Raw genomic sequence first — 23,745 nt, 5'->3', positions numbered from 1 at the left:
AATGGTAGCAGCCAATACTGCTACCAAAAATGACTATTGCACACGCCCTGCTGATTTAAAATACCATGGCTTTGCCACGCCCTGAAGCCTCTGAAGCAGCCTGCAACTTACCCTCTTTCTCAATCACAACATGCATATCACCAAAGCGGCGCTCATTTAATGTGTAACCCATTTTTTCAAGTGCGCTGATAACATCTTTAGCTAAACCACTGTGATGGCGAATCACATTTTTAGGCCATAGCTGGTGATGAAATCGAGGGCTGTTTACAACATCATCAGCACTCATATTAAATTCAACCATATTTAAAATCGATTCATACACTGAGCTAATAATCGTCGTTCCGCCAGGTGAGCCTGTAACCATTTTGACTTTATTGTTTTTAAGCAAGATTGTTGGCGTCATCGAGCTAAGCATACGTTTATGTGGCTGGATTTCGTTTGCTTTACCTCCAAGCGCGCCAAACACATTCATCACCCCAGGCTTGGCGCTAAAGTCATCCATTTCATCGTTAAGTAAAAAGCCTGCACCAGCAACCACTACTCCACTACCAAAGCTTAAGTTAATCGTTGTGGTGTTAGACACTGCATTGCCAAACTTATCAACGATTGAAAAATGAGTCGTTTGCTCGCTTTCATGTAAGCCTGGTTTAATGCTCTCAGTGGTTGATATTTTATTAGCCTCAATCGTGCCAACACGTGCTTTCAAGTACTTTGTCGCTATTAGTTCACGTTTTGGCACTTCAAAAAAATCAGGATCACCCAAGTACTCTGCTCTATCCGCAAAAACACGTTTACCTATTTCAGCCAGTAAATGAATATATGCGGTTGAATTATGCTCAAAACCAATGTCTGGCTTAGTCAGCTCATACATTTTTAACCATTGTAAAATTGCAATACCACCAGAGCTTGGCGGCGGAGACGTTAATACTTCATAGCCATTCCAGCTGGCTTTAATAGGAGTACGTGATTTTGCTTGATAGCCTTTTAAATCTGCTTGGGTGATTATACCGCCATGTTGTGCCATAAAATCGGCGATGATTTTAGCGGTTTCACCTTCATAAAACCCGGCTTTACCCTTATCGCGAATGCGCTTTAGGGTAGCTGCGAGCTCTGGTTGTTTAAAGTTTTTGTTTGCTTTAGCGCTGGCAAAGTAATCAGCAAAATTGATTGAGACATCTTTTTTAGCCATACGAGCAATGTAGCGCTCAATACTACTGGCAAGCTTTGGATGGACAATAAAGCCTTGCTCGGCCAACTTAACCGCGGGGTCAACTAAGCTTTGCCAATCAAGTGTGCCGTGTTTTTTATGAGCAAGCCACATACCTGCAACACTGCCAGGCACACCGCTGGCATGAATACCATACACAGAACGATTCTTAATAACATTGCCTTGCTCATCTAGATACATATCGCGATGTGCTGCGCTTGGAGCTGTTTCACGATAATCAATAAAGTCACTTGAGCCCTCTTTATGTATCAGCATAAAACCACCGCCACCTATGTTTCCGGCTTCGGGTAAGGTTACCGCAAGCACAAACTGCGCGGCGATTGCAGCATCAACGGCATTGCCACCTTGCTCTAGTATTGCTCGAGCAGCATCGCTGCTATAGCTATCAGGCATAGCAACTGCAGCCTGGTTCGTTTTTTCTACTGCGAAAAGTGTCAAATTAAGTTGTATTACAATCAAACTAAAAAGCACTAGATACTTGGCACTCACAAACATAGGTCACTCCTTTTATTAACTACTGTTTTTATTATTTATCCATGCTGCACTAATTTTAGGCAAACCACAATTAAACCCTTTTTTGATATAGCACAGCCGGTAACTCACCTTGTTCATCAACATGGGTATAATCTTTAATAAATGTCATTGCTAGTTTTTCCATAACTTTAATTGAAGCCAGATTGTCTTTTAACGCTGTAGCACTAATAGCATGCACTTGGGGTTTTAGAGCAATTAAGTTAGCAATTGCAATAGCCGCTTCACTAGCATACCCCTTACCCCAGCTCGAGCGTTTAAAACGCCAACCAATTTCAATGTCATTATAATTAGGCGATTCAGCAAAAAAGTCCATCGGCCTTACAAGCACCCAGCCAATGAATTCATTTTGTTGTGTAATATTAACCTGCCATAACCCCCACCCCATCTCAACATTACGATACGCTTGCATACGGGGAATAAATACGTCCTTTATCGTTTGCATGGAGGTAACTTTACCGCGCGATAAATACTTCATCACTTGAGGGTCGCTGTCTATTTCAAATAATAGCGGTGCATCATGTTCATCCATTAATTTGAAATCTAGCCTTGTTGTTCGAGGTACATTCATATTATCCCCTGTATATTAATACTGACTTTAACACTACCTATTTTGACTATAATGACTTTACTTAACAATGTAGTTAATAGAAACAAAATAATTTAATAGAGAACAAATATGAAAAAATTAGCCAGTTTAGTTTTAGTAAGTTCAGTTTTACTGTTTGGTTGTGAAGATGCTAAGGAAGTTAAAGAAGACGCTGCCGAAGCGAAAGCTGAAATGAAAAAAGCGCTTGATGATGCCTGGAATGAAGTTAAAGAGTCGACCAATGAGTTTAAAGGGGATTCATTGAATGAGTTACTCGACGAAAGTAAAAAGCTTGGCCTAGATATGTTTGATGACGGCAAAGAAATTGCCATCGATGCATGGCTAGAAAGTAAAGAAGCCGCAGGCGAGTTAACTGAAAAGACTAAACAAAAGGCACAAGAACTTGCCGATGAACTAAAAGAAGCGCGTGAAAAACGCGAGCAAGAAAAAAACAACTAGCTGCCAGCCAGCAACTTTTTGTAAGCACTGTTTGATAATAAGAAGGGTAAGGCTTTAAACCTTACCCTTCTTATTTAAAGGCGCTTAATTAAAGCTCAAAATCTTTTTTAAACTTAATACCAAACTCACTGCGGTCGTTACTACGCATAACACCCACGAAACCAGATTGCTGTAAACGGCCTACATCATAAACTTCATTAAGTACATTTTCGCCGTATAAGGTTACTTCCATATCGCCATAGGCATTCAAATATGAAATATTAAACCCAACCAGTTCACGCGAGTCAATTTGCTCGCTTTGATTATAAACTGACTGGCCTTGCATATCACTGCGATAAGAGTAGTTGGCGTTTAACGCAACCGTAGCGCCATTGTCTAGGTCAATAAAGTAAGAAGGCGCAACCATCACAGTCCAACGCGGTGTAAGTGCTGGCGAATCGCCTTTGCCAATACCTTGTACACCTTCATCTACTTTAGTGATTTCAGAGTCTAAATAACCCACAGCACTGCGAATTGTAAAATCATCTGTTACTGCAACAGTAGTCTCTAACTCTATACCTTGTGCTTTAGATTGACCTGCATTCTCAACAATAGTTACAAAACCACCACCGGCAGTAGGGTCAGAAAACGGTAACGCCAAGTCAGTATAGTCAGTAACAAATACTGCTAGCATCATAGATACATCTTCATGAACTTGGCCTTTTAAGCCCAACTCATAGTTAATGGCTTTTGTCTCATCAAACGATACAAACTGATCAGGACCACCAAATGGGCGTGGTGGGAAACCACCCGTTTGATACCCTTTTTGAACTTGACCATACACATTCAAACCATTATCTAAACGGTAAGATGCGTTTACATCCCATGTTATGGCATCAAAGTCAGCTGAGACAAATTTACGCTCAGGGAAACTTGGGAATAAAGCATTGGCTTCTTTTTCATCTTTTGAGTAGCGCAAACCACCACCAACGCTCAGCGCGTCAGAAAGGTCATAGCTGGCGTTAATATACGCTGCGTATGAATTAGTTTCTTGGTTTACATCAAAATAACCATAGTCACCAAATGAAGGGGTTACACCATCATTTAACAAACCATTAGGTGTGTTCCATGGACTAAATACAAATGGGCCTGAGCTTGTGAACCCGTCCTCATTAAAGTAATAAAGACCCGATACGAAGTCCATATCAGCAAATGTGCCATTTAGTTGGATTTCAAATGAATATTGATCTGCACCACCTTCTTCAGGGAATTCAGATAAATTAAGTGCAACAGCATCATCATCTAGCCCACCTTCGTATTCTGATGTGCGGTAGCTTGAAATAAATTTAGCTGTGTACTCGTTATTAATATCCCATTGCGCAGAGACTGATGTTCCCCAACCAGAATAAGAAGTAGATTCAATGCCTGCTACAGTCGTAGCTAAATCATCAGGGTCTTTTGGCAGCATATCAGCTGTAAGAAGTGGGAAATCACCGTTGCCAGGGTTAGAAGCATCTAACGGCGTTGTAAGCTCAATTGTATAAGGTGATTGTCCTGACTCATTATCAACGGCATCTAATGAGACTACCATTGAAAAATCTGTAGTTGGTTGCCATTTAATCGCAACACGACCACTGGTTTCCTGTTCTTCGCCAATTTCTTTTTCTGGATTAGCTAAGTTAATCGCCTTACCTACGCCATCACGTTGTTTGTAAGATGCACTAGCTGACATACTAAGCTCATCTGTCAACGAGTTATTAAAGTATACATCGCCAGCTATACGTCCACGAGAACCTACTTTAGCAGTCGTCGTTGCAATGCCTTCATCACCTGGTTGTTTAGTTATAATGTTAACAGCCCCACCAAGTGTATTACGGCCATACAATGTCCCTTGTGGTCCACGTAACACTTCTACACGCTCAATATTTGGCAATGACAAGTTAGAGCCCATTTGACGGCCTAAGTAAACGCCATCCAGGTATACACCTACACCTGGATCAGTAGTGATGATGTGATCTTGCAAACCAATACCGCGAATAAATACCGATGCATGAGCAGCATTACCTACCCCATAGCGCGTAATATTTAAATTGGGTACGTATTTACCAATATCTTCTAAGTTGCTCATATTAGCTTTATCAATCAAATTTTCACCGATTGATGTAACGGCTGTTGGAGACTCAAAAATGCTTTCTGTGCGCTTACGAGCTGTGACTTCTATTTTTTCAAAAGCATCCTGCTTTGCAGTGGTTTTTTCATCTTGTGCGTAACTAGGTGCAGCAAAAGCCGTAAGCATGGCAATACTTAACTGAGATAGGTGGCGTATTTTCAATGTATTCTCCAAAGGGTACCGTGTGTGGAAGTGCCTAGTAAATTTCAGGCATAAAAAAAGACACTTAATTAAGTATCTTACCTCTGGAGGGGTATTATATTTCACTTTTGTGAAAAATGGTATAATTAACGCAGCTAAGCTTAATTAATTTAAAAACCTATATCAAAAAATTCTTATAAGCAAAATATCTTACCTATTTGAGGCATTTAACTTTCTTTTTGGTTTTTCATCGCTAACTTGCTCTTTTACTACTAAAATGTCTTTGAAATCAACCTATCTTTAAATACTTAGGATACACAATGAAAAAACTTCCTATTGCTATTGCACTATGTGGTGCTCTTACGTCAGCAGCTTCTTTTGCGGAGGTGCGCATCAACGGTTTTGCCTCAATTGTTGGTGGTAAAACAATGGATGATGATACGACCCTATATGGGTATGATAATGACATCTCCTTTAAAAATGAGAGCGTATTTGCACTTCAGTTATCCGCTGACTTACAAGATAAACTAAGCGCAACAGCGCAAATTGTCGCCCGTGGCGAAAATGACTTTGATGCTGAGTTCGAATGGGCTTATTTAACATACGAATTTACCGATGAGCTGCAACTCAGTGCAGGTAAAATGCGCGTGCCCTTTTATCGTTATTCGGATTTCTTAGATGTAGGTTACGCCTATCGTTGGATAAGGCCACCGCAGTCTGTTTATAACATTCCTTTTTCAACATACGAAGGCTTAAGTCTGTTACATACCTCAACTCTGGGTGATTGGGATTCAACCGTACAAGCTATTTATGGTGGCTATGATGGCACCATTGCAGTTGTATCTGTTAATGGTGATACTGAACTTAACGACATTGCTGGTATCAACTGGACCCTAAGTTATGACTGGTTCAGTGCACGCGCAGCATACTTTGTTGCAGATACATCTATTGCTATTGAAAATGATACTGATACTGGCATTGCCCTTAATAATTTAGAGCAAACCTTGCGTGGTGCTGGCTTCGCTGAGCAAGCAAATGATATTGCTATTGATGAAGACAATGGTTCATTCTTTGCGATTGGTTTCTCTGTTGATTATAACGATATTTTATTTGATGCCGAATACACTGAGTTTGAAGTAGATAACAGCGCATTAGCTAAACAAACTCAATACTACACCTCTGTAGGTTATCGCATGGATGAGTGGACTGTTCACTTCACTTATGAAAATAACGATGATGAACATGATAGCAGCCGCTACAATGCCCTCACTGCTGTTCCTCCTTTGAATCAAGGTATTAACCAAGTACTAGAAGGATCAAAAGCGAAAAGTAACGTATACACAATTGGCACGCGTTATAACTTTCATCCATCAGCTGCATTTAAAGTAGATTTCAGCCGCTTTAAAGACGATATCACTGATACAGAGACCGATGTTGTTGCCGTTGCTGTCGATTTGATATTTTAATTGGAGTTTATGATGAGAAAATTATTTTTAGCCACAGCATTAACTGTTTGCTCATTAAACACGTTTGCGGAAGTTGCAGTGATCGTAAACCCTGCAAATTCAAATCAACTGGATGCAAATGCCATTAAAAAGATCTACCTAGGTAAAAGTAAATCTTTCGATGACGGGGTAAAAGTGAACCCAGTTAATCAGGATGGCAATAGCGTTGCAGATGAATTTAACGATAAAGTGGTCGGTAAGTCCGGTAGCCAATTAAATGCGTATTGGTCAAAGTTGGTCTTTACAGGCAAAGGCACACCGCCAGAAAAGCTAAGCAACGATCAAGCTGTTATTGATTTTGTCAGTAGCAACACCGATGCCATAGGCTATATTGATAGCGCAAAAATCACTGATAACGTAAAAGTTGTCGGTAAATTTTAAATAACGTTACCCTATCAAAAAACCACCTAGGCTTAGGTGGTTTTTTATTTTTACACTGATAAATTTTTATGCCAGGTTCTAGTTTATTCCACCTTAAACTTCGCTGTAGCATCGAGTAAGTTATCTGACAAATAATGAAGGTTCTTGGCAACATCTCTCACTGCTGCTAATGACTGCATTGTGTCTTCGAAAGACATATGCATATTTGACACATTATCAACTACCATTGCCGCTACTGAAGTTTGCTCCTCTGTTGCAGCTGCAATTTGCGAGTTCATACCATTAATTTCAAGTATTTGTTCTGCTATTTTTTCAATAGATATACCCGTATTTTTTGCTGCGGTAGCATTATTTGTTGCCATATCTCTCGCTGAGGTCATAGCATTGACCGACTCGTTTGCAGCGCTAGTTAAGGTATTAAGTAGCTCACGTATTTCGTTGGTAGATTTAGCAGTTCGTGATGCAAGCTCTCGCACTTCATCTGCTACAACCGCAAAGCCACGACCTTGTTCTCCAGCTCGAGCCGCCTCAATAGCCGCATTTAGAGCGAGTAAATTAGTTTGCTCTGCAATGGCCGTTATAACATTTAAAATTTGAGTCACATTTTTTGTATCATCAGCTAACTTATTGATGGTAGTCGCCGCGTGATTGATTTCATTACTAAGTGTTTGAGATTCTGAAACCGCCGTTTGAATTTGGCTACGGCTTTGATCGACTTCTTGCTCTGCTGTTTGCGCAGCACGAGATGCACTAGCCGCAGATTGAGAAATATCACCTACGCTCTGTTTCATTTCTTCCATTGATTGTTTAACGACTTCAGCATCAGAGGCCTGCTTGCTTGTAGCTCTTTCGGCTTGCTCCATCCCTTGCACTAAACGCGTAGAGTTTTCCATTAGCGGTTCACACACAGACATTACATCTAACACTGAACCTCTTAAAAGGGTAATAAAGGAGTTGAAATTAATTGCAACTTGCCCTATCTCATCCTCTGAGCGCACAGTTAACTGTGTGCTTAAAGAACCTTTACCTTCACCTAATAGCCTTAAGTTATCTGCTGCGTCACTGGCAGCTGCACCAATGCCTCGTGCAATCCAAACTGCCATGAGTAATAACAGTGATAAAGATACTAAAGACACAACTAGCATTAAAGTCAGCGCTTTATCAGAACGCGCTTTGGTATTTTTCACTAATTCGAAAAAGCGGTCATCTGCACGCTCTTGGGCGTTTTTAAAGCTCTTAAGTACTGAAGTGTAGATCTGGGTTTTAGTTTGAGCTTGTTGCTGTATTTTACTAAAGTCAGCAGTTCCATCGATCATACCATTGGCTATTTGCGATGAAATTTTTGAATAGTTACCTAACTGATCACGCACTTTACTATCGATATAGTTATTACTTATCGCCGTAATTTTATCGATATTGCTCATTAATTTTTCATAGGTGTCGCTGGCTTTATCAACTAATTCTTGTTCACCAAAAGTAACTGCCTGTGTGTATAACTCATCGAGTTTTTCTAGCAACACAACATTTGAAGAGGTTAGCTTAACAACTTGGTAAGATGTTTTTTCCAACTCATCTAATGACCCGCGGTTGTCATCCATGGCAACGTAATTTATCAATACAATCACCACAAATGCTATAACCGCAATACTGGTGATAGCATGGATTTTTTTTGTGATACTGATATTTTGAAAAGACATGCTTGACGCCATTCGTAGTACCTTAATTATTTTAACTAAAAGTAATATCGGCTATAGAGCCTAATTCATTAGCTATATTTTTAATTTATATAGCTTTTTAATTATATTTTCTGCTTTCAATAATGCTTACCCACAATAAGCTATCCTGTATCAGATAACCGTGCTCAAATTTGCCATGAATAAGGTTTTTATTATTAGTAAACACATTAGCTTATAGTTCGGCATTAAGCAAAAATTGACTTGTTTGCTACGAGTTCATTGCTAATCATTTTAGGCAAATATAGAACCAGTCGATTTCTACTAAACCACTTATTGAGTAGAAATCGAGTCAATGAACTAACTTGGTTTAATAAAGGCGCACTTAGAATATACTTTTCAAGAGGTTGAGCTTAGCTATAAATATATAGGAGATAAAACACTGTATTGAAGCGGATGTCCAAATACTTAATCTTAAAACAAAAAAACCAGTAACATCGCTGTTACTGGTTTTATAATATGGTGCGGTTGGGGGGACTTGAACCCCCACGCCCTAAAGCACTACCCCCTCAAGGTAGCGTGTCTACCAATTCCACCACAACCGCATTTTTAAAGTTTTCACTTTATTTGTTAAACTCTTTGATTTACTTGAGGCTTGTAAATCGTTTAACTCAAATTTTATTACTTAATTAGGTACGTCAGATTTTTCATTAGTAGAAGTCACTGGAACGTCATCTTCTGCAGGAGTAACAGTCTCAACTGCAGGAGCTGCTTCTAAGTTTTCCCACTCATCACTTTTCTTGATTTGATTCGCAGTCAGATTACCTAGGACAATACTTAAAACAAAGAATATTGTTGCTAAAGCAGTCGTTGTTTTAGTCATAAAGTTACCTGCGCCTGAAGAACCGAAAACAGTTCCTGATGCGCCTGAACCAAATGACGAGCCCATATCTGCGCCTTTACCTTGTTGAATTAAAACCATACCAACAAGCGCTATCGCTATAACTAAATACACTACTAATAAAATTTCGTACATCTTATACGGTCCTTTTTGCACTCTCACAGATCGCAGCAAATGAATCTGCTTTTAAACTAGCACCGCCTATTAAGCCGCCGTCTATATCTGATTGTGCAAATAATAATTCGCTATTTTTTTCATTTACACTGCCACCATAAAGGATGGTCAGCCCTTGTGCTAAATCGCTATTTAAATCAGCAATTTTATCACGGATAAATTTGTGCACATGCTGTGCTTGTTCAGGCGATGCAGTCTTACCTGTGCCAATGGCCCAAACGGGCTCGTATGCTACCACAGAATCTTTCAGTGCTGCTAGACCTAATTCATTAATTACCGCATCAATTTGTGCAGCAACTACCTGTTCAGTTTGTCCTTGCTCACGTTGCTGTTCACTTTCACCTACACAAAGAATAGGTGTTAACCCAACCTGCTGTGCACGAGCAAACTTTTTAGCAACAGTGCTATTGCTTTCACCAAATATACTTCGGCGCTCAGAGTGACCAACCAATGTGTGACTAGCACCTAAATCTTTAACTAACTGAGCATCAACTTCACCGGTAAATGCACCTGGTTGATTTTCAGAAACTGTTTGCGAACCTGTTGCTATACCACTTGCTACTAGCTGTGAGATCAACGGGTAAGGTGGAAATATTACAACATCTAAATCGGTTGATTCTACGTTTTTGATTGCACTAGATAACTGTTCAACAAGTTCTAAAGAACCGTTCATTTTCCAGTTTCCAGCTACCATCGGCTTGCGTAATGCCATTTTTCCACTCCAGATTAGAAAGCGGGCGAGATAGTAACTCGACTCGCCCAAAGTTACAAGAGGTTATTGTTCTTAATCAGTTTGTTTGCTCATAGATTCGACAACATCCGCTATTTTACGAGCACTATCAAGTACCATTTTCTCTTCTTCAGCTTCAACCATAACGCGAACCACAGGTTCAGTACCTGATTTACGCAATAATACACGGCCTTTGTCTGCTAATTTAGCCTCAACCTCAGTAACTGCAGCAATAACTTCTGGTGCTTGCGTTGGATCAGTGCCTGCTTTGTAGCGTACATTGATCATTTTCATAGGGTACTTAGTAAACCCTGCACCTAAATCTTTTAAAGTGCGGTTTTGCGCAACCATGGCAGCAAGTACTTGCAGGCTTGAAATAATACCATCGCCCGTACTAATAAGATCTAGATTAAGTACATGGCCAGAACTTTCGCCACCGATTTTCCAACCTTTTTTCTGTAGTAATTCCATTACATAGCGGTCGCCAACTTTACTTCTTTCAAAATCAATGCCTTTGGCTTTTAATGCATTTTCAAGGCCCATGTTTGACATCACAGTACCAACAACCCCGCCACCGAGCATATCGTCTTGCGCTGCCTGGCATGCAATAATATATACAATGTCATCACCATCAAAAACACGTCCATTGTGGTCAACCATCATGACACGGTCACCATCTCCATCGTAGGCTATACCTACATCGGCATTATGCTCTAGGACTTTACGTTTGAGCGCGTCAACATGTGTTGCACCACACTCTAAATTGATATTTACACCATTTGGTTCGCACGCATGGCAAATAATATCAGCACCTAACTCGCGCATAACTGAAGGGGCGATATGGTATGTTGCGCCATTGGCACAATCTAAAACAATTTTTAACCCCTCAAGAGATAATCCTTGTGGGAACTGACTTTTGCAAAACTCAATGTAACGCCCATCAGCACTTTCTAAACGCTTGGCTTTACCTAACTTGTCTGATGCAACACATGTCATAGGCTCATCAAGCATTGCTTCTATTTGAAGTTCAACATCGTCACCTAATTTTAAGCCTCGCCCACAGAAAAACTTGATACCGTTATCGTGGTATGGATTGTGGGAAGCACTAATTACAATACCCGCTTCAGCGCGAAATGTTTGCGCTAGATAGGCAACAGCCGGTGTTGGCATAGGCCCTAGTAAAACCACATCGATACCTGCCGCAATCAAACCTGCTTCGAGCGATGTCTCAAGCATATAGCCCGAAATACGCGTATCTTTACCAATAATGACTTTTTTTGTGCCTTTTGCTGACAGTACACGTCCTGCAGCCCAGCCTAGTTTTAGTGCAAATTCAGGGGTGATCGGGTACTCTCCAACCATGCCTCTTACACCGTCTGTTCCAAAATATTTTCTATTACTCATTAGATAGTCCTTGTTCGCAAGCTTGCCATACAGCAAGCACATCTGCAGTTTCTTTTACATCATGTACACGGATAATTTTTGCGCCATTTTGCGCCGCGATCAGTGCGCCTGCCAAACTTCCAGCAAGCCGTTCATCAGTATTTCTATTTAACAAATTACCAATCATTGATTTACGAGATAGGCCAGCTAATACAGGTAAACCCAAATGATTAAATTCATCAAATCGTTTTAATAGTTCGTAGTTGTGAGCCAGGCTTTTACCAAAACCAAAACCTGGATCTAGGATAAGTTGCTGTGGCTTAATACCCGCTGTTTTACATGCATCAATGCGCTGCTTAAAAAAATGATTGATATCCGCAAATAAATCATTGTATTGCGGGTTACTTTGCATAGTACGAGGCTGCCCTTGCATATGCATCAAGCAAATCGCTACATCTGCAAACTCGGCAGCTACGCTAAGCGCATCAGGCTCTTGTAAAGCCCGCACATCATTTATAATATCAGCCCCTGCATGTAATGCTTGGCGCATAACTTCACTTTTACTGGTATCAATTGAAATTATACAGTCACTAACCGTTGGTTCTGAGTGGGCTCTAATTGCGTTTATTGCGGGGATTACACGGTTTAACTCTTCTTCAAGCGTGACATCAGGTGCACCCGGACGGGTCGACTCACCACCAATGTCTATTATGGTAGCACCATCATTAAGGAGTGTTTGAGCTTGAATGACAGCGCTGTCTGTTTGGTAGTATGAACCACCATCTGAAAAGGAGTCAGGTGTAACATTTAAGATCCCCATAATGATTGGGGTGTCGAGGTGCAACTTACGACCCCGAGGTAAATTAACTGTGGTCATTTTTCACCTTCAATACATCCATTGCATTGATTATTTTCTTTTTGATACAAAAAACCCCGGTGGCCCGGGGTTTTTAGGTAAGCTATTTTAACTATTATTCAGCTTTGTCATCAAGGTTTGTTTCATCTTTTTGCGATGATTCTTGATCTTTATTCTCAGGCTCAGCTTTTACTTGAGCTGGCTCTGGCTTTTTATCTTCTGTGTCACGTCTGTCATGCGCATCGCGAGGCTCGCGAACTGGTTGACGTGCCATTAAGTCATCGATTTGTTTTGCATCAATTGTTTCATATTTCATTAATGCATCTTTCATCGAATGTAAGATATCAATATTCTCTTTAAGAATATCTTCAGCGCGTTGATAGTTTCTATCAGAAAACAAACGTACTTCAGTATCAATTACTTTTGCAGTTTCATCCGACATGCTCATAGCACGGCCACCGCCGCCACCCATGTACATTTCATTCTGATCTTCAGAATATAGTAACGGCCCTAGCTTTTCACTCAAGCCCCACTGCGTTACCATTTTACGCGCAATATCAGTTGCCCGTTCAATATCGTTACTTGCACCAGTAGTTACTTTATCTTCACCGTAAATAAGTGCTTCAGCAATACGTCCGCCATACAAACTTGAAATCATTGATTCGAGCAATTCTTTAGAATGGCTAACACGGTCTTGCTCTGGTAAGTACATAGTTACACCAAGGGCACGGCCACGAGGAATAATAGATACTTTATAAACAGGATCGTGTTCTGGCACTAAACGACCAACAATTGCGTGACCCGCTTCGTGATAAGCAGTCATCTCTTTTTCTTGCTCGCTCATCACCATGGTCTTGCGCTCTGCGCCCATCATGATTTTATCTTTTGCGGCATCAAATTCGGCCATGCTTACTACACGTTTGTTACCACGGGCAGCGTATAAAGCAGCTTCATTTACTAAGTTTGCTAAATCAGCACCTGAGAAACCTGGCGTCCCGCGGGCAATAACAGCCGCTTCAACGTTGTCGCCTAAAGGCACTTTACGCATGTGAACTTTTAAGATTTGTTCACGGCCACGGATATCAGGTAAACCAACAACAACCTGACGGTCAAAACGACCTGGGCGAAGTAATGCTGGATCAAGTACGTCTGGACGGTTAGTAGCAGCAATAACGATAATACCTTCATTACCTTCAAAGCCATCCATTTCTACTAGCATTTGGTTTAGGGTTTGCTCACGCTCGTCGTGACCGCCGCCCATTCCTGCACCACGCTTACGACCTACAGCGTCAATTTCATCAATGAAAATGATACATGGCGCCGCTTTTTTAGCTTGTTCAAACATGTCACGAACACGCGATGCACCAACACCAACAAACATTTCTACAAAGTCAGAACCTGAAATTGTAAAGAACGGAACTTTTGCTTCACCGGCAACCGCTTTAGCGAGCAATGTTTTACCCGTTCCTGGAGGGCCGACCATGAGTACACCCTTAGGGATACTGCCGCCTAACTTTTGAAACTTAGACGGATCACGTAAGAAATCCACCAGCTCGGTTACATCATCTTTCGCTTCATCACATCCGGCAACATCAGCGAATGTTGTTTTAACTTGATCTTCGCTCATCAAGCGTGCTTTGCTCTTGCCAAACGACATTGCGCCTTTACCGCCACCGCCTTGCATTTGACGCATGAAGAATATCCACACACCAATTAGCAGTAACATCGGGAACCAAGAAATTAAGATGCTTGCTAAGAAAGACTGCTCTTCCGGCTTAACACCTTTAACATTCACATCACTTTTTAATAAGTCATTTAAAATGTCTTTGTCATAAATAGGCATAATGGTTTGGAAGCGCTCACCATTAGTTTTAGTGCCGGTGATTGTGCCACTGGTACTTTCGATTGCCACTTCTTGTAAAGAACCATTTCTAGCATCTTTAACAAATTGAGTGTAACTAGTTTGACGATCTATTTGATCGCCACCATTAAAGCTCTGAAATACTGACATTAGCACAACAGCTATAACCAGCCAGAGTATTAGATTTTTCGCCATATCGCTCAAGGTGTTAACCTCTTGTATCCAATTAATTTAAATTCAACTTAACGCCAGACAACTGTACTACAGTTTGTAACCTGTCGCTACTATATATACTTCGCGAGATCGAGCACGTGAGGCGTCGGGTTTGCGTATCTTCACTGTTTTAAAACTATTACGTACATCTTGCAAATATTGATCAAACCCTTCACCTTGGAAAACTTTAACAATAAACGCACCGTTTTTCTTAAGTACTTGATGACACATATCCAGTGCAAGCTCTACAAGATACATGCTTCCGGCCTGGTCAACTGAGCTATTACCACTCATGTTCGGTGCCATATCAGAAAGTACTACATCTACATTTTTGCCACCAATACGATTTAATAACGCATCAAGGACTGCTTCCTCTCGAAAATCTCCTTGTAAAAAATCGACGCCTGCAAGAGAGTCCATAGGTAATATATCACACGCAACGACTTGGCCTTTAGTACCCACTTTATCTGCTAAATATTGTGACCAACTACCCGGTGCGGCACCTAAATCAACTACGGTCATTGCTGGGCGCAGTAATTTATCTTTATTTTGAATTTCATCAAGTTTAAAAATCGCACGAGAGCGCCAACCTTTCTTTTGAGCTTCGTGAACGTAAGGATCATCAAAATGTTCCTTCAACCATCGCTGTGAACTGGCTGAATGTTTTTTATTTGTCATAAATTAACACGCAACTAATTAGTAATATTCTCTAGATGGCGTTAGAATACCCTTAATTCAAGCCATATTCAGCAAAATTTGTAATAACATGAAATTATCGAACAAACAAAAGCAGTTTTTAAAAGGTCAAGCACATTCTCTTAAGCCCGTTGTACTTCTCGGTTCAAACGGCCTTACAGAAGGTGTAGTAGTGGAAATTCAAAGCGCTTTAGAAATCCACGAACTCATTAAAGTTAAAGTACCAACTGATGACCGCGAAACTAAAGCATTGATTTTTGAAGCAATTGTACGTGAAACCGGTGCAGAAAAACTGCAAACTATCGGCCATACAATTGTGTTATACCGTCAAAGCGAAGAGAAGAAAATTCAATTACCACGTAATTAATTTTTTCTTAGTGAAAAAAAACCAGCTTTTGCTGGTTTTTTTATGCTTATAATTTATTCAAAATAAAATTTGTAAATGAATGTGCATTCATTAGGGCGTGTTGACCTTTGTGGATTGAAATTTGTTCAATCTAGGGGCGATTTAATCGCGGCGCGAGGTTTGTAACCTAGCGGGCTAAGTAAAAACCGAGCAAAGCTACCGCGTCCTGCTAGCGCCCCTTACCTACATCCATGTAGGTAACAAAGAGTCAATCGCCCCTAGGAAGAACCCTTTGGGCAGCGCATGTTTGGCATTTATACTGCGTTATCGCCTATTTATGGGGAACAACCACACTGCATAGGGCTGCCTTGCCTAAATACCAAACATACTGCTGCAAAATTAATCACGAAAGGTCAACACGCCCTAGTCAAAATTCATTTTTAAATCACTTAAATGAAAATTTTGTCCCGTTCGCTGTAGTAAAAAATAACGGGAAAACTCAGATTCATGCATTTTATCGACTTTTAATTCAGAAAATAACGCTGCTAATTCCACACTTGTATTACTGTGGCCAACAATGATGATTGTTCCATTCATCGTTAATACTTGCTCACTAAATTGTGCTAAGTCTCTAGGATTATACACCTGTACCTCAACCCCTAAATCTCTAGCTAATGCGTTAGCCGTTTCAATTGTGCGATTATAGTTGGTACTGAACAAAGCCACTGGCTTGTTATTTTCAATGAGACTAGATAGTTGATCAGCTCTGTGTTTACCGGCCTCTGTTAAATGTGGGTTGTTCCCCTTTTCTTTTTCGCTGTGGCGAAATAAGTAAATACTATCAGGGGCTGCATGCGCAAAGCTTGTGCAAAATAACATTAAAAAGCCAACTAAGTGTCTCATCCTTTCTCCAACCGTTGCATGTTTTGTTTTTTATATTCCAGCACCCGGTTGATAAACTCCGTTGTGAGCTCATTAATAAGCCCTGTCTCTGCGTTTAATACTAGGCTAAACCCTATGTTAAGGTGCGGCATTACCACAAGATCGCTGCGATATCCTTGTACCCAGCCGCTATGATAATAAAGCGTCTCATTATCATAATTATAAACACGCCAACCGAGACCATAATAAGCCGCTTTTAGATGCTTTCTCCACACCCTACGTCGTAATTCTTTTTTTGTTTGTGTGTAAGGTCTTGCCTGACTAGCCAATACTTCAGAAGAAAGAATAGTCGGATAAACACCAAGTTGCGCTTTTAACCAGATAGCCATATCGCTAGCACTGGCATTAACACCCGCAGCGGGAAGCACTTTATAGTAATTCTTTTTTAACCTCGCAGTGTGCCACCGTTTACGCCCTCTAACATGAGGATGAGCATAATTACTATCAATCACCATATTGTCATACCCTAAGCTGGCGTTGTTCATTTGCAATGGTGCAAATATAAACTCATTCAACCAATGGGAATAATCCATTTGAGTGCTGGATTTAATTACTTCATCAACTAAGCTAAACATCACATTTTGATAACCATAACACTGACCTGGCTGACATATAGGCTCAACACTTAATAGCTTTTCAACAATATCAGGATAGCGCATCCTTGACTCAATTAAATTATCATATGCATTTGGCACAAGGCCACCAGAGTGACTAAGTAGGTGGTACACTTTTAAGTTGTTTTTATAGCTTGTGTTACTTAGTTCAGGTATATATTTACTGACGGGATCTTCTAATGAAAAGCGCTTCTCATTAACAAGTTTTGCAGTTAAAGACCCTGCAAATGTTTTAGAGACAGATGCCAAACGAAAACGTGTATTTGTGTCAACTCGCTGGCCCTTGTGTAGTTTAGTAACGCCGTAACCTTTCACAAACTCACTGTCTTGACCGTATACAATAGATAATGCTGCGCCTGGTATACCTTTGCTTTTTAACTTGATTGATAAATGTGTGTTGTAATCATCAATCAACTTATCCCATTGAGCATCTTGACTAGAACAAGTGTATGAAATAAGTAATAAAAAAAAACAAAATAATAATAGTGTTGATGACTTCATTTTTATTATTTTAACTATATTAAGAAATTTCTTAGCACATAATAACATGAACTTTTATCAAGACTAACGTACAATATTCGCATTAATTTGTTCTTAAGGGTTTATTGTGCTTATTCGTTTTATTTTTATCGCTTGCTTATTACTTACAACGACTGCATGTACTACAGCACCACCGCCTGTTGCAGACTCTTTGCAAATGCCAAAGAAACCTTTGTTAAAAACCCAGCATTACCAAGTAAGTTATTCAACTGCTCACAATTCGCCAAAAGTAAAGTCTGTTCAGTTACCTGCCCACAAAGTAAAACGCAATCAAACGGTTAAGATTGTCGCAGATAATACGAGTGTTACAGACATCTTATTCTCACAAATTACTGATGCACTCAAGGCGATAAATCTTAATGTTGTTACACAAGGCAAAAGCGATTACACGCTGTCAGTGCATCAACTTGAGCTAAACTTTGTTGAAGATACTAAATACCAGATAGATACGCCTAAAACACCGCTTTCAACATTTGAAAAGATTTCACTACTTTACCCAACACAACAATGTGCAACTATAAATGCAGATGTCAGTATGCGTCTAACACACAGAGCATCAGGCGATGTAGTCTGGTTTGGTAAGTCAGCGATTGACAGTGCGAGCTTTCATCGTGAACCCCTTGTGTATTCATACCAACAAGAACAAATCATTAGCAACGAGCTTGAAATAGCATCGTTTATCCACCAGCAGAATACAGAACAAGCCCGCCGTGCGCGTGCATCTCAAGAGGTGAGTATTCCACCTTACAAAGTAATGAGTAAAATGAGCAGCTTGACTAAATTGCAAGGTCCATGTAACCGCACAGAGATAAGCGCGCTAACCCCAATGATGCAATTTTATTTGAGTAGTATTTTAATCGACAAAATCAAAGTTCAGTAAGTAAAATTATTTGCTACATTTTTTTACAGAAAAAAGGCATTCTTTGACAATATAATACACTTACTTACTCAACCTTAGTTACAGGGAAAGCAATGCTGCAAATTTTAAATAAAACACGTACTTTAATTTGTATATTATTAGTTATGTGTTTTTGGAGCGATGTAAGCTTTGCAAGTAACCGATATTACGCCGATAACACTTTAAAACCCACGAATGGGTTTGCTTGGGACTGGAGTGCTGGAGCCGGTTATTATATTGAAGATTCCTACCTTGTTGGAATGGACTCTTATAATGATGGTTTAGAACTTGATCTTAACTTAGCTATCTCTTACGACCGCTTCTACCTCGATATTGACCACAGCCAACTTAGTGGTGGCGTCATCATTGGTTATAGTTTAATTGAACGATATGACTGGGAGCTGGATATTCTTGGTACTAATGTTCAAGCTGGATTTGATGAGACAGGCTTAGACTTTTACAACACAGGCACAATTGACGAGTTGGAAGGAATTCTAAGCCGCAAATATGACTTTAATACCGGATTGCGTTTAACACGTCGTTTTCAAAACTCTCAAATTTCTGTTGAATATCTTCACGACATTTCTAGTTCACATAATAGCTGGGTAATAAACACTTTTTTTAGTCACATACTCCCCTGGAAAAATTGGGAATTCCGTTCTGGTGTTGGTTTTAGTGCGTATTCGGATGATTTTACAAACTATTATTTTGGTATTTCGCCAGAAGAGTCAAAACCAACAAGGCCTATTTATGAAACGGGCACTTCTGGCAGCGTAATTTTTGAATTTCACGCAGAGTACCCCTTAAATAGACACTGGGTATTTTTAACAGGTGTATTGTCAACGTGGTTCACAAATGAAATATCAAATAGCCCTATCGTTTCACAAGGCTATCAACACAAAGCCATGGTAGGCGTGCGATATGTATTCTAAAACATTAACTCTTGCCTTATGTTTACTAAGCACCAAACCTTTAACGGTAAGTGCTGAACAAATTGATCAGAGTGATTTTGTTGCAATACCTGACACCTGTGTAGCATTGCGTGAAGGGCGAAATTGCTATGCTGACATCGAGATCAATTGGCAACGCCCTGAGATTGGTAATTATTGCCTTAGGGACGCTACTTCAAAGCACATTATGCAATGCTGGCTCAGACAAAAATCAGGGCAGTTTGATTATGCTTTTGATTCAGTCGAAACAATTGCATTTGAGCTAATCAACAGTGATAGCGGCAAAATCATTGCTAAAACACACGTTCAATTACAATGGGTTTATCAAAACCGCCAGAAGAAACGTCGCTGGCGATTGTTTTAAAAAGAGAAGACTATGGATAATTACGGCACTATTTTACTGGTTGAAGATGACACCTCACTTGCTCAATGGGTCGCAGAGTATTTGATTGAACAAGGTTACACGACGCAAATTTGCTCCCGAGGAAATCTTGTTGTCGAACAAGTTAAACAATTCTCACCTGATTTAATTCTGCTTGATATTATGCTGCCAGGACAAGACGGCATTAGCGTCTGTCGTGAACTTAGGCAGTTTTATAACAAGCCAATTATTATGCTTACAGCTCGTGATGAGGAAATGGATGAAGTTATTGGGCTTGAAGTCGGTGCCAGTGATTACATAACAAAACCTGTTAGGCCCAGAGCACTATTGGCACGAATTAAAGCGGCTCTACGCATGAGTCATGACAATATAGAACAAAAAAATGATTCAACTCTTATCGAAGTTGGCGCACTAAAAATTGACACGCAATCACGCAATGTTTTTATTAATAATATAGAACAATCAATTTCCAGCGCGGAATATCTGCTACTGAGTTATTTAGCATCAAACGCCGGACAAGTCGTGTCGCGCGACGCCGTATTTAAAGCCACTAAAGGGCGAGAATATGATGGCCTTGACCGCAGCGTAGATGTGCTTATATCAGCATTACGTAAAAAGTTTAATGACGATCCGCAACACCCTGAAAAAATTAAAACAATTTGGGGTAAAGGTTATTTACTGGTTGCAAGCGCATGGTAGTCAAATCACACCTTTATAGTAGTAGATATCAATGAAGAAGTTTTATCTTTCACTGCTAGGAAGTGCTCTTTTGTCAATCGTTGTGCTTGGTTGGTTAATCGATGCCTTTAGTCAACAAACCCATTCTCCGCAAGATGAGTTTTCTCTGCAAAGCAAACTCTTAATGGGTTTCAGTCAACAACTATTGCAGCTCCCTCCTGCTGAACGCAGTCAATATACGCAGCAACTAGCTTCGCAATTTGAGTTACCCCTTACTTATCGAGCAACAGAGACACTAGCATTGCCGAATTCATTACTTCAGCAGATGAATAAAACAGGAGGATTAATACTCGAAGATCAACAAGGGTTTTACTTGCTGTATAGCAACAATCAGTTAGCACCGTTTCATTTAAAGCTACGATTAGAAAAAACAATCGAGCAAATACAGCAAAATGATATGTTACTTACCTTATTATTTTATGCAGGCTTATGTGTATTTATGGGCTTTATTATTGCCCCACTAGCCAAACGTTTAGGGGTTGTAAATGAGGCTGCAAAACAGTTTGCAAGTGGTAATTTACAAGCACGTATCAAGGTTTCATATTTTACTTATATTAAAGATGTTGAGCTCACTTTTAACCGAATGGCCAGTCAAATAGAAAAGTTACTCGATGAAAATAAATTAATGGCATCAAGTTTATCTCATGATATTCGCACACCAATTGCCTGTCTACGATTTGGCTTAGATGCTACGTTAGACTGTGATGACGAACAAAAAAGGTTGCACTATCTAACACGAATGGAATCTGACTTAGACCAGATGGAATCTATGCTAAAAAGCTACTTGGCATTTGCGACATTAGAACAAAAAGCCACGCAACTTAATTACGCTCACACAGAATTAAACGATTACTTAAAAACCGTTATTGCTCAGCTGGAGCCTAAGATAGCCAAACATAACATTGATGTTGAATTAAATTGTGATGATATTAGCGTTTATGCAGATCTTCATTGGCTCGCCCGCGCAATTTCCAACTTATTGAGTAATGCATGTGACTTTGCAAGCGACCATATAGTAATTAGCGCTAAAAAAATGACACACACAGTGGTTATTACTGTCGAAGATGATGGCCCTGGAATAGAAGAACATAACTGGCACAAAGTATTTACTCCGTTTTTTCAGGAACAAAATCACCGAAATAGAGAAGCGCAAAGTTATGGTTTAGGCTTAGCGATTGTTGCAAAAGTAGCTGACTGGCACCACGGTTCAGTGACGGTGAGTCGCAGTAAACAGCTAAAAGGGGCTTGTTTTACATTGAAAATCCATAACACAAATAAAATGTAACTATTCTGTTACAGTTTACATATGCCAGCGAACTAGTTTTATACTAGTATTCAATGGGTTAAAAAAAAAACGCCACTTTACTTGTATAAAAAAGTATTAAAAATAGACAATCAACATCCCACTATATTGATATAGAACAATAAGTGCTTTTTATTTATATGCATATAAAGTAGATTGTCATCGCCGTTAAAAAATAGAGAAGTAATAATAATTATGAGCGCAGTTAGAGGGGAGTTTAGCTCCCGTTTTGGATTCATTATGGCCGCCGCAGGCTCAGCGGTTGGGTTAGGTAATATTTGGGGCTTTCCCACTCAAACAGCCAGCAATGGCGGCGCAGCATTTTTAGTTGCCTACTTGATTCTTGCTTTTTGTTTAGCTTACCCTGCTCTAATGGCAGAATTAACAATTGGCCGCCATGGTCAAGCTAATGCAGTTTCATCACTGCGCAAAATATCCAATACAAAATCACAAAAGCAATTTGCTTTTATAGTGGGCTTTGGTGGCATTATTTGTGCCGGGCTAATTTTAAGCTTTTACGCAATTGTTGCAGGTTGGATGATAAGCGCGACCTTAGAACCGATTGCCACATTAACCTCAAATCAATCAGTTACTAATTGGCTAAGTGAACAATCTTTATCAAGAAATTTATTGTTTACGGCAGGTTTTATTATTTTAACCGTGGCGATTATCAGCCGAGGTGTGGAGAACGGCATTGAGAAGTGGTCTAAACGTTTAATGCCTGCTCTTCTGTCAATTCTATTTGCACTCATCATTTATGTAATGATGCAAGAAGGCGCTATGACAGGCCTCAAGGCATATTTAGTTCCTGATTTTGGTTCAATTTTAAACCCCGAGTTGCTGGTAAACGCACTTGGCCAAGCATTTTTCTCCTTGTCGCTTGGCACCAGTGTTATGATCATTTATGGCTCATATATTAGCAAAAAAGAAAACCTTGTTTCACTCGGTGCTTATGTCACTTTGATTGATGTATTTATTGCTTTTGTGGCAGGCCTTTTAATCATTCCAGCTATGTATGTAGCGCAAGCCCAAGGTGTTGAAATTTTTAGTGCACAAGGCGAGCTGCTCTCCGAAGACACTTTAGTTTTTCAAGTTCTGCCAGCTCTCTTTGATGGTATGGGTACTATCGGTTTATTTGTTGGCTTTGCATTCTTTGCCCTAATGAGTATCGCCGCATTAACATCGTCAATTTCTATGTTAGAAGCCCCTGTTTCGTATGCAGTAGAACGATTCTCCCTCGACAGAATCAAGGCTACTTGGTTGATTGGCGCTATTATAACTTTGGTAAGTTCCACTATCGTCATTTACTTTGATACGTTATTTGGCCTCGTCATCACCATCACCACTAAGTTTGGGCAACCTTTGTTAGGACTTATGTGTTGCTTATTTGTCGGCTGGATTTGGTATAGAAACTCATTACTTGAGGAGATAAAGCAAGGGTGTCCCGATGTGGCTAACAGTGTATTTTGGAAGATATGGCCTTGGTACATTAAGTTTATTTGCCCACTTGCCATTTCATTAGTGTTCATCAATTCAATTTTTGGTTAATTTACACCTATTAA

Annotated in this window: 22 protein-coding genes and 1 tRNA gene; 10 read left to right on the top strand and 13 right to left on the bottom strand. The window is 39.9% G+C overall.

All coding sequences use genetic code 11. From position 1 onward, the window contains the following. Nucleotides 1-55: 55 nt before the first annotated feature. A complete protein-coding gene (gene ggt / locus CSC79_RS04470; RefSeq protein ID WP_099294486.1) occupies nucleotides 56-1,723 on the bottom strand; it encodes a gamma-glutamyltransferase in 1,668 nt (555 codons plus the stop codon). Nucleotides 1,724-1,793: 70 nt separating this feature from the next. Then, a complete protein-coding gene (locus CSC79_RS04465; RefSeq protein ID WP_099294484.1) occupies nucleotides 1,794-2,330 on the bottom strand; it encodes a GNAT family N-acetyltransferase in 537 nt (178 codons plus the stop codon). Between the two features lie 108 nt (nucleotides 2,331-2,438). On the opposite strand from CSC79_RS04465, the gene CSC79_RS04460 reads away from it, so the two are divergent. After that, nucleotides 2,439-2,807 carry a hypothetical protein gene (locus CSC79_RS04460; RefSeq protein ID WP_099294482.1) on the top strand — a complete coding sequence of 123 codons (369 nt, stop codon included), beginning with the start codon at nucleotides 2,439-2,441 and terminating at the stop codon, nucleotides 2,805-2,807. An 88-nt stretch (nucleotides 2,808-2,895) separates the two neighbouring features. On the opposite strand, the gene CSC79_RS04455 is transcribed toward CSC79_RS04460, so the two are convergent. Next, nucleotides 2,896-5,118, bottom strand: a complete 2,223-nt coding sequence (locus CSC79_RS04455; protein WP_099294480.1) for a TonB-dependent receptor — start codon at nucleotides 5,116-5,118, stop codon at nucleotides 2,896-2,898. 299 nt (nucleotides 5,119-5,417) lie between these two features. On the opposite strand from CSC79_RS04455, the gene CSC79_RS04450 reads away from it, so the two are divergent. Together CSC79_RS04450 and CSC79_RS04445 are read left to right on the top strand one after the other, a co-directional pair. Next, nucleotides 5,418-6,563 (top strand): porin, encoded by a 1,146-nt coding sequence (locus CSC79_RS04450; RefSeq protein WP_099294478.1) that lies wholly within the window; start codon nucleotides 5,418-5,420, stop codon nucleotides 6,561-6,563. Nucleotides 6,564-6,575: 12 nt separating this feature from the next. Further along, nucleotides 6,576-6,983, top strand: a complete 408-nt coding sequence (locus CSC79_RS04445) for a phosphate ABC transporter substrate-binding protein (RefSeq protein ID WP_099294476.1) — start codon at nucleotides 6,576-6,578, stop codon at nucleotides 6,981-6,983. An 83-nt stretch (nucleotides 6,984-7,066) separates the two neighbouring features. Here CSC79_RS04445 and CSC79_RS04440 read toward each other — a convergent pair whose 3' ends face one another. From CSC79_RS04440 to rlmE, 8 genes are all read right to left on the bottom strand, one after another. Further along, nucleotides 7,067-8,692 (bottom strand): HAMP domain-containing methyl-accepting chemotaxis protein, encoded by a 1,626-nt coding sequence (locus CSC79_RS04440; RefSeq protein ID WP_099294474.1) that lies wholly within the window; start codon nucleotides 8,690-8,692, stop codon nucleotides 7,067-7,069. A gap of 484 nt (nucleotides 8,693-9,176) precedes the next feature. Beyond that, a tRNA-Leu gene (locus CSC79_RS04435) sits at nucleotides 9,177-9,261 on the bottom strand. A gap of 80 nt (nucleotides 9,262-9,341) precedes the next feature. Further along, nucleotides 9,342-9,692 (bottom strand): preprotein translocase subunit SecG, encoded by a 351-nt coding sequence (gene secG / locus CSC79_RS04430; protein WP_099294472.1) that lies wholly within the window; start codon nucleotides 9,690-9,692, stop codon nucleotides 9,342-9,344. Between the two features lies 1 nt (nucleotide 9,693). Further along, nucleotides 9,694-10,443, bottom strand: a complete 750-nt coding sequence (gene tpiA, locus CSC79_RS04425) for a triose-phosphate isomerase (protein WP_099294470.1) — start codon at nucleotides 10,441-10,443, stop codon at nucleotides 9,694-9,696. Between the two features lie 72 nt (nucleotides 10,444-10,515). Continuing rightward, the gene (gene glmM, locus CSC79_RS04420; protein WP_099294468.1) at nucleotides 10,516-11,865 is read right to left on the bottom strand and encodes a phosphoglucosamine mutase; all 1,350 of its coding nucleotides are present in this window, start codon (nucleotides 11,863-11,865) and stop codon (nucleotides 10,516-10,518) included. Beyond that, nucleotides 11,858-12,721 carry a dihydropteroate synthase gene (gene folP / locus CSC79_RS04415; RefSeq protein ID WP_099294466.1) on the bottom strand — a complete coding sequence of 288 codons (864 nt, stop codon included), beginning with the start codon at nucleotides 12,719-12,721 and terminating at the stop codon, nucleotides 11,858-11,860. The genes glmM and folP overlap by 8 nt, the downstream gene beginning before the upstream one ends. 94 nt (nucleotides 12,722-12,815) lie before the next feature. Continuing rightward, nucleotides 12,816-14,756, bottom strand: a complete 1,941-nt coding sequence (gene ftsH / locus CSC79_RS04410; RefSeq protein WP_099294838.1) for an ATP-dependent zinc metalloprotease FtsH — start codon at nucleotides 14,754-14,756, stop codon at nucleotides 12,816-12,818. A 66-nt stretch (nucleotides 14,757-14,822) separates the two neighbouring features. After that, complete coding sequence (gene rlmE, locus CSC79_RS04405; protein WP_099294464.1) at nucleotides 14,823-15,452, bottom strand: 23S rRNA (uridine(2552)-2'-O)-methyltransferase RlmE; 630 nt, start codon at nucleotides 15,450-15,452, stop codon at nucleotides 14,823-14,825. A gap of 88 nt (nucleotides 15,453-15,540) precedes the next feature. Here rlmE and yhbY point away from each other — a divergent pair, with 88 nt between their 5' ends. After that, a complete protein-coding gene (yhbY, locus tag CSC79_RS04400; RefSeq protein ID WP_058559834.1) occupies nucleotides 15,541-15,837 on the top strand; it encodes a ribosome assembly RNA-binding protein YhbY in 297 nt (98 codons plus the stop codon). Between the two features lie 402 nt (nucleotides 15,838-16,239). On the opposite strand, the gene CSC79_RS04385 is transcribed toward yhbY, so the two are convergent. Both CSC79_RS04385 and CSC79_RS04380 read right to left on the bottom strand, forming a co-directional pair. Continuing rightward, nucleotides 16,240-16,719 carry a histidine phosphatase family protein gene (locus CSC79_RS04385; protein ID WP_099294462.1) on the bottom strand — a complete coding sequence of 160 codons (480 nt, stop codon included), beginning with the start codon at nucleotides 16,717-16,719 and terminating at the stop codon, nucleotides 16,240-16,242. Then, a complete protein-coding gene (locus CSC79_RS04380) occupies nucleotides 16,716-17,873 on the bottom strand; it encodes a serine hydrolase domain-containing protein (RefSeq protein ID WP_099294460.1) in 1,158 nt (385 codons plus the stop codon). Before CSC79_RS04380 ends, CSC79_RS04385 begins: the two co-directional genes overlap by 4 nt. A gap of 121 nt (nucleotides 17,874-17,994) precedes the next feature. Between CSC79_RS04380 and CSC79_RS04375 the strand changes: the two genes are divergently transcribed. The 6 genes from CSC79_RS04375 (at nucleotide 17,995) to CSC79_RS04350 (ending at nucleotide 23,731) form a co-directional block, all read left to right on the top strand. Further along, complete coding sequence (locus CSC79_RS04375) at nucleotides 17,995-18,792, top strand: hypothetical protein (RefSeq protein ID WP_237113965.1); 798 nt, start codon at nucleotides 17,995-17,997, stop codon at nucleotides 18,790-18,792. A 143-nt stretch (nucleotides 18,793-18,935) separates the two neighbouring features. After that, on the top strand, nucleotides 18,936-19,742 hold the full coding sequence (locus tag CSC79_RS04370) for a MipA/OmpV family protein (RefSeq protein WP_237113964.1): 807 nt from the start codon (nucleotides 18,936-18,938) through the stop codon (nucleotides 19,740-19,742). After that, on the top strand, nucleotides 19,732-20,124 hold the full coding sequence (locus CSC79_RS04365; RefSeq protein WP_099294456.1) for a DUF3019 domain-containing protein: 393 nt from the start codon (nucleotides 19,732-19,734) through the stop codon (nucleotides 20,122-20,124). Before CSC79_RS04370 ends, CSC79_RS04365 begins: the two co-directional genes overlap by 11 nt. Before the next feature lie 12 nt (nucleotides 20,125-20,136). Then, nucleotides 20,137-20,841: a response regulator transcription factor gene (locus CSC79_RS04360; RefSeq protein WP_099294454.1), complete on the top strand. Its 705-nt coding sequence runs from the start codon at nucleotides 20,137-20,139 to the stop codon at nucleotides 20,839-20,841. Nucleotides 20,842-20,872: 31 nt separating this feature from the next. Further along, nucleotides 20,873-22,165, top strand: a complete 1,293-nt coding sequence (locus tag CSC79_RS04355; RefSeq protein ID WP_099294452.1) for a HAMP domain-containing sensor histidine kinase — start codon at nucleotides 20,873-20,875, stop codon at nucleotides 22,163-22,165. 213 nt (nucleotides 22,166-22,378) lie between these two features. Beyond that, entirely contained in the window at nucleotides 22,379-23,731 is a 1,353-nt protein-coding gene (locus CSC79_RS04350; protein ID WP_099294450.1) for a sodium-dependent transporter, read from the top strand. The last annotated feature ends 14 nt before the right edge of the window (nucleotides 23,732-23,745 follow it).

The organism is Pseudoalteromonas sp. 3D05 (assembly GCF_002723455.1).
GTDB lineage: Bacteria > Pseudomonadota > Gammaproteobacteria > Enterobacterales > Alteromonadaceae > Pseudoalteromonas.
Note: the sequence above shows the minus strand (reverse complement) of the source record. Positions and strands in the feature narration are given on the sequence as shown.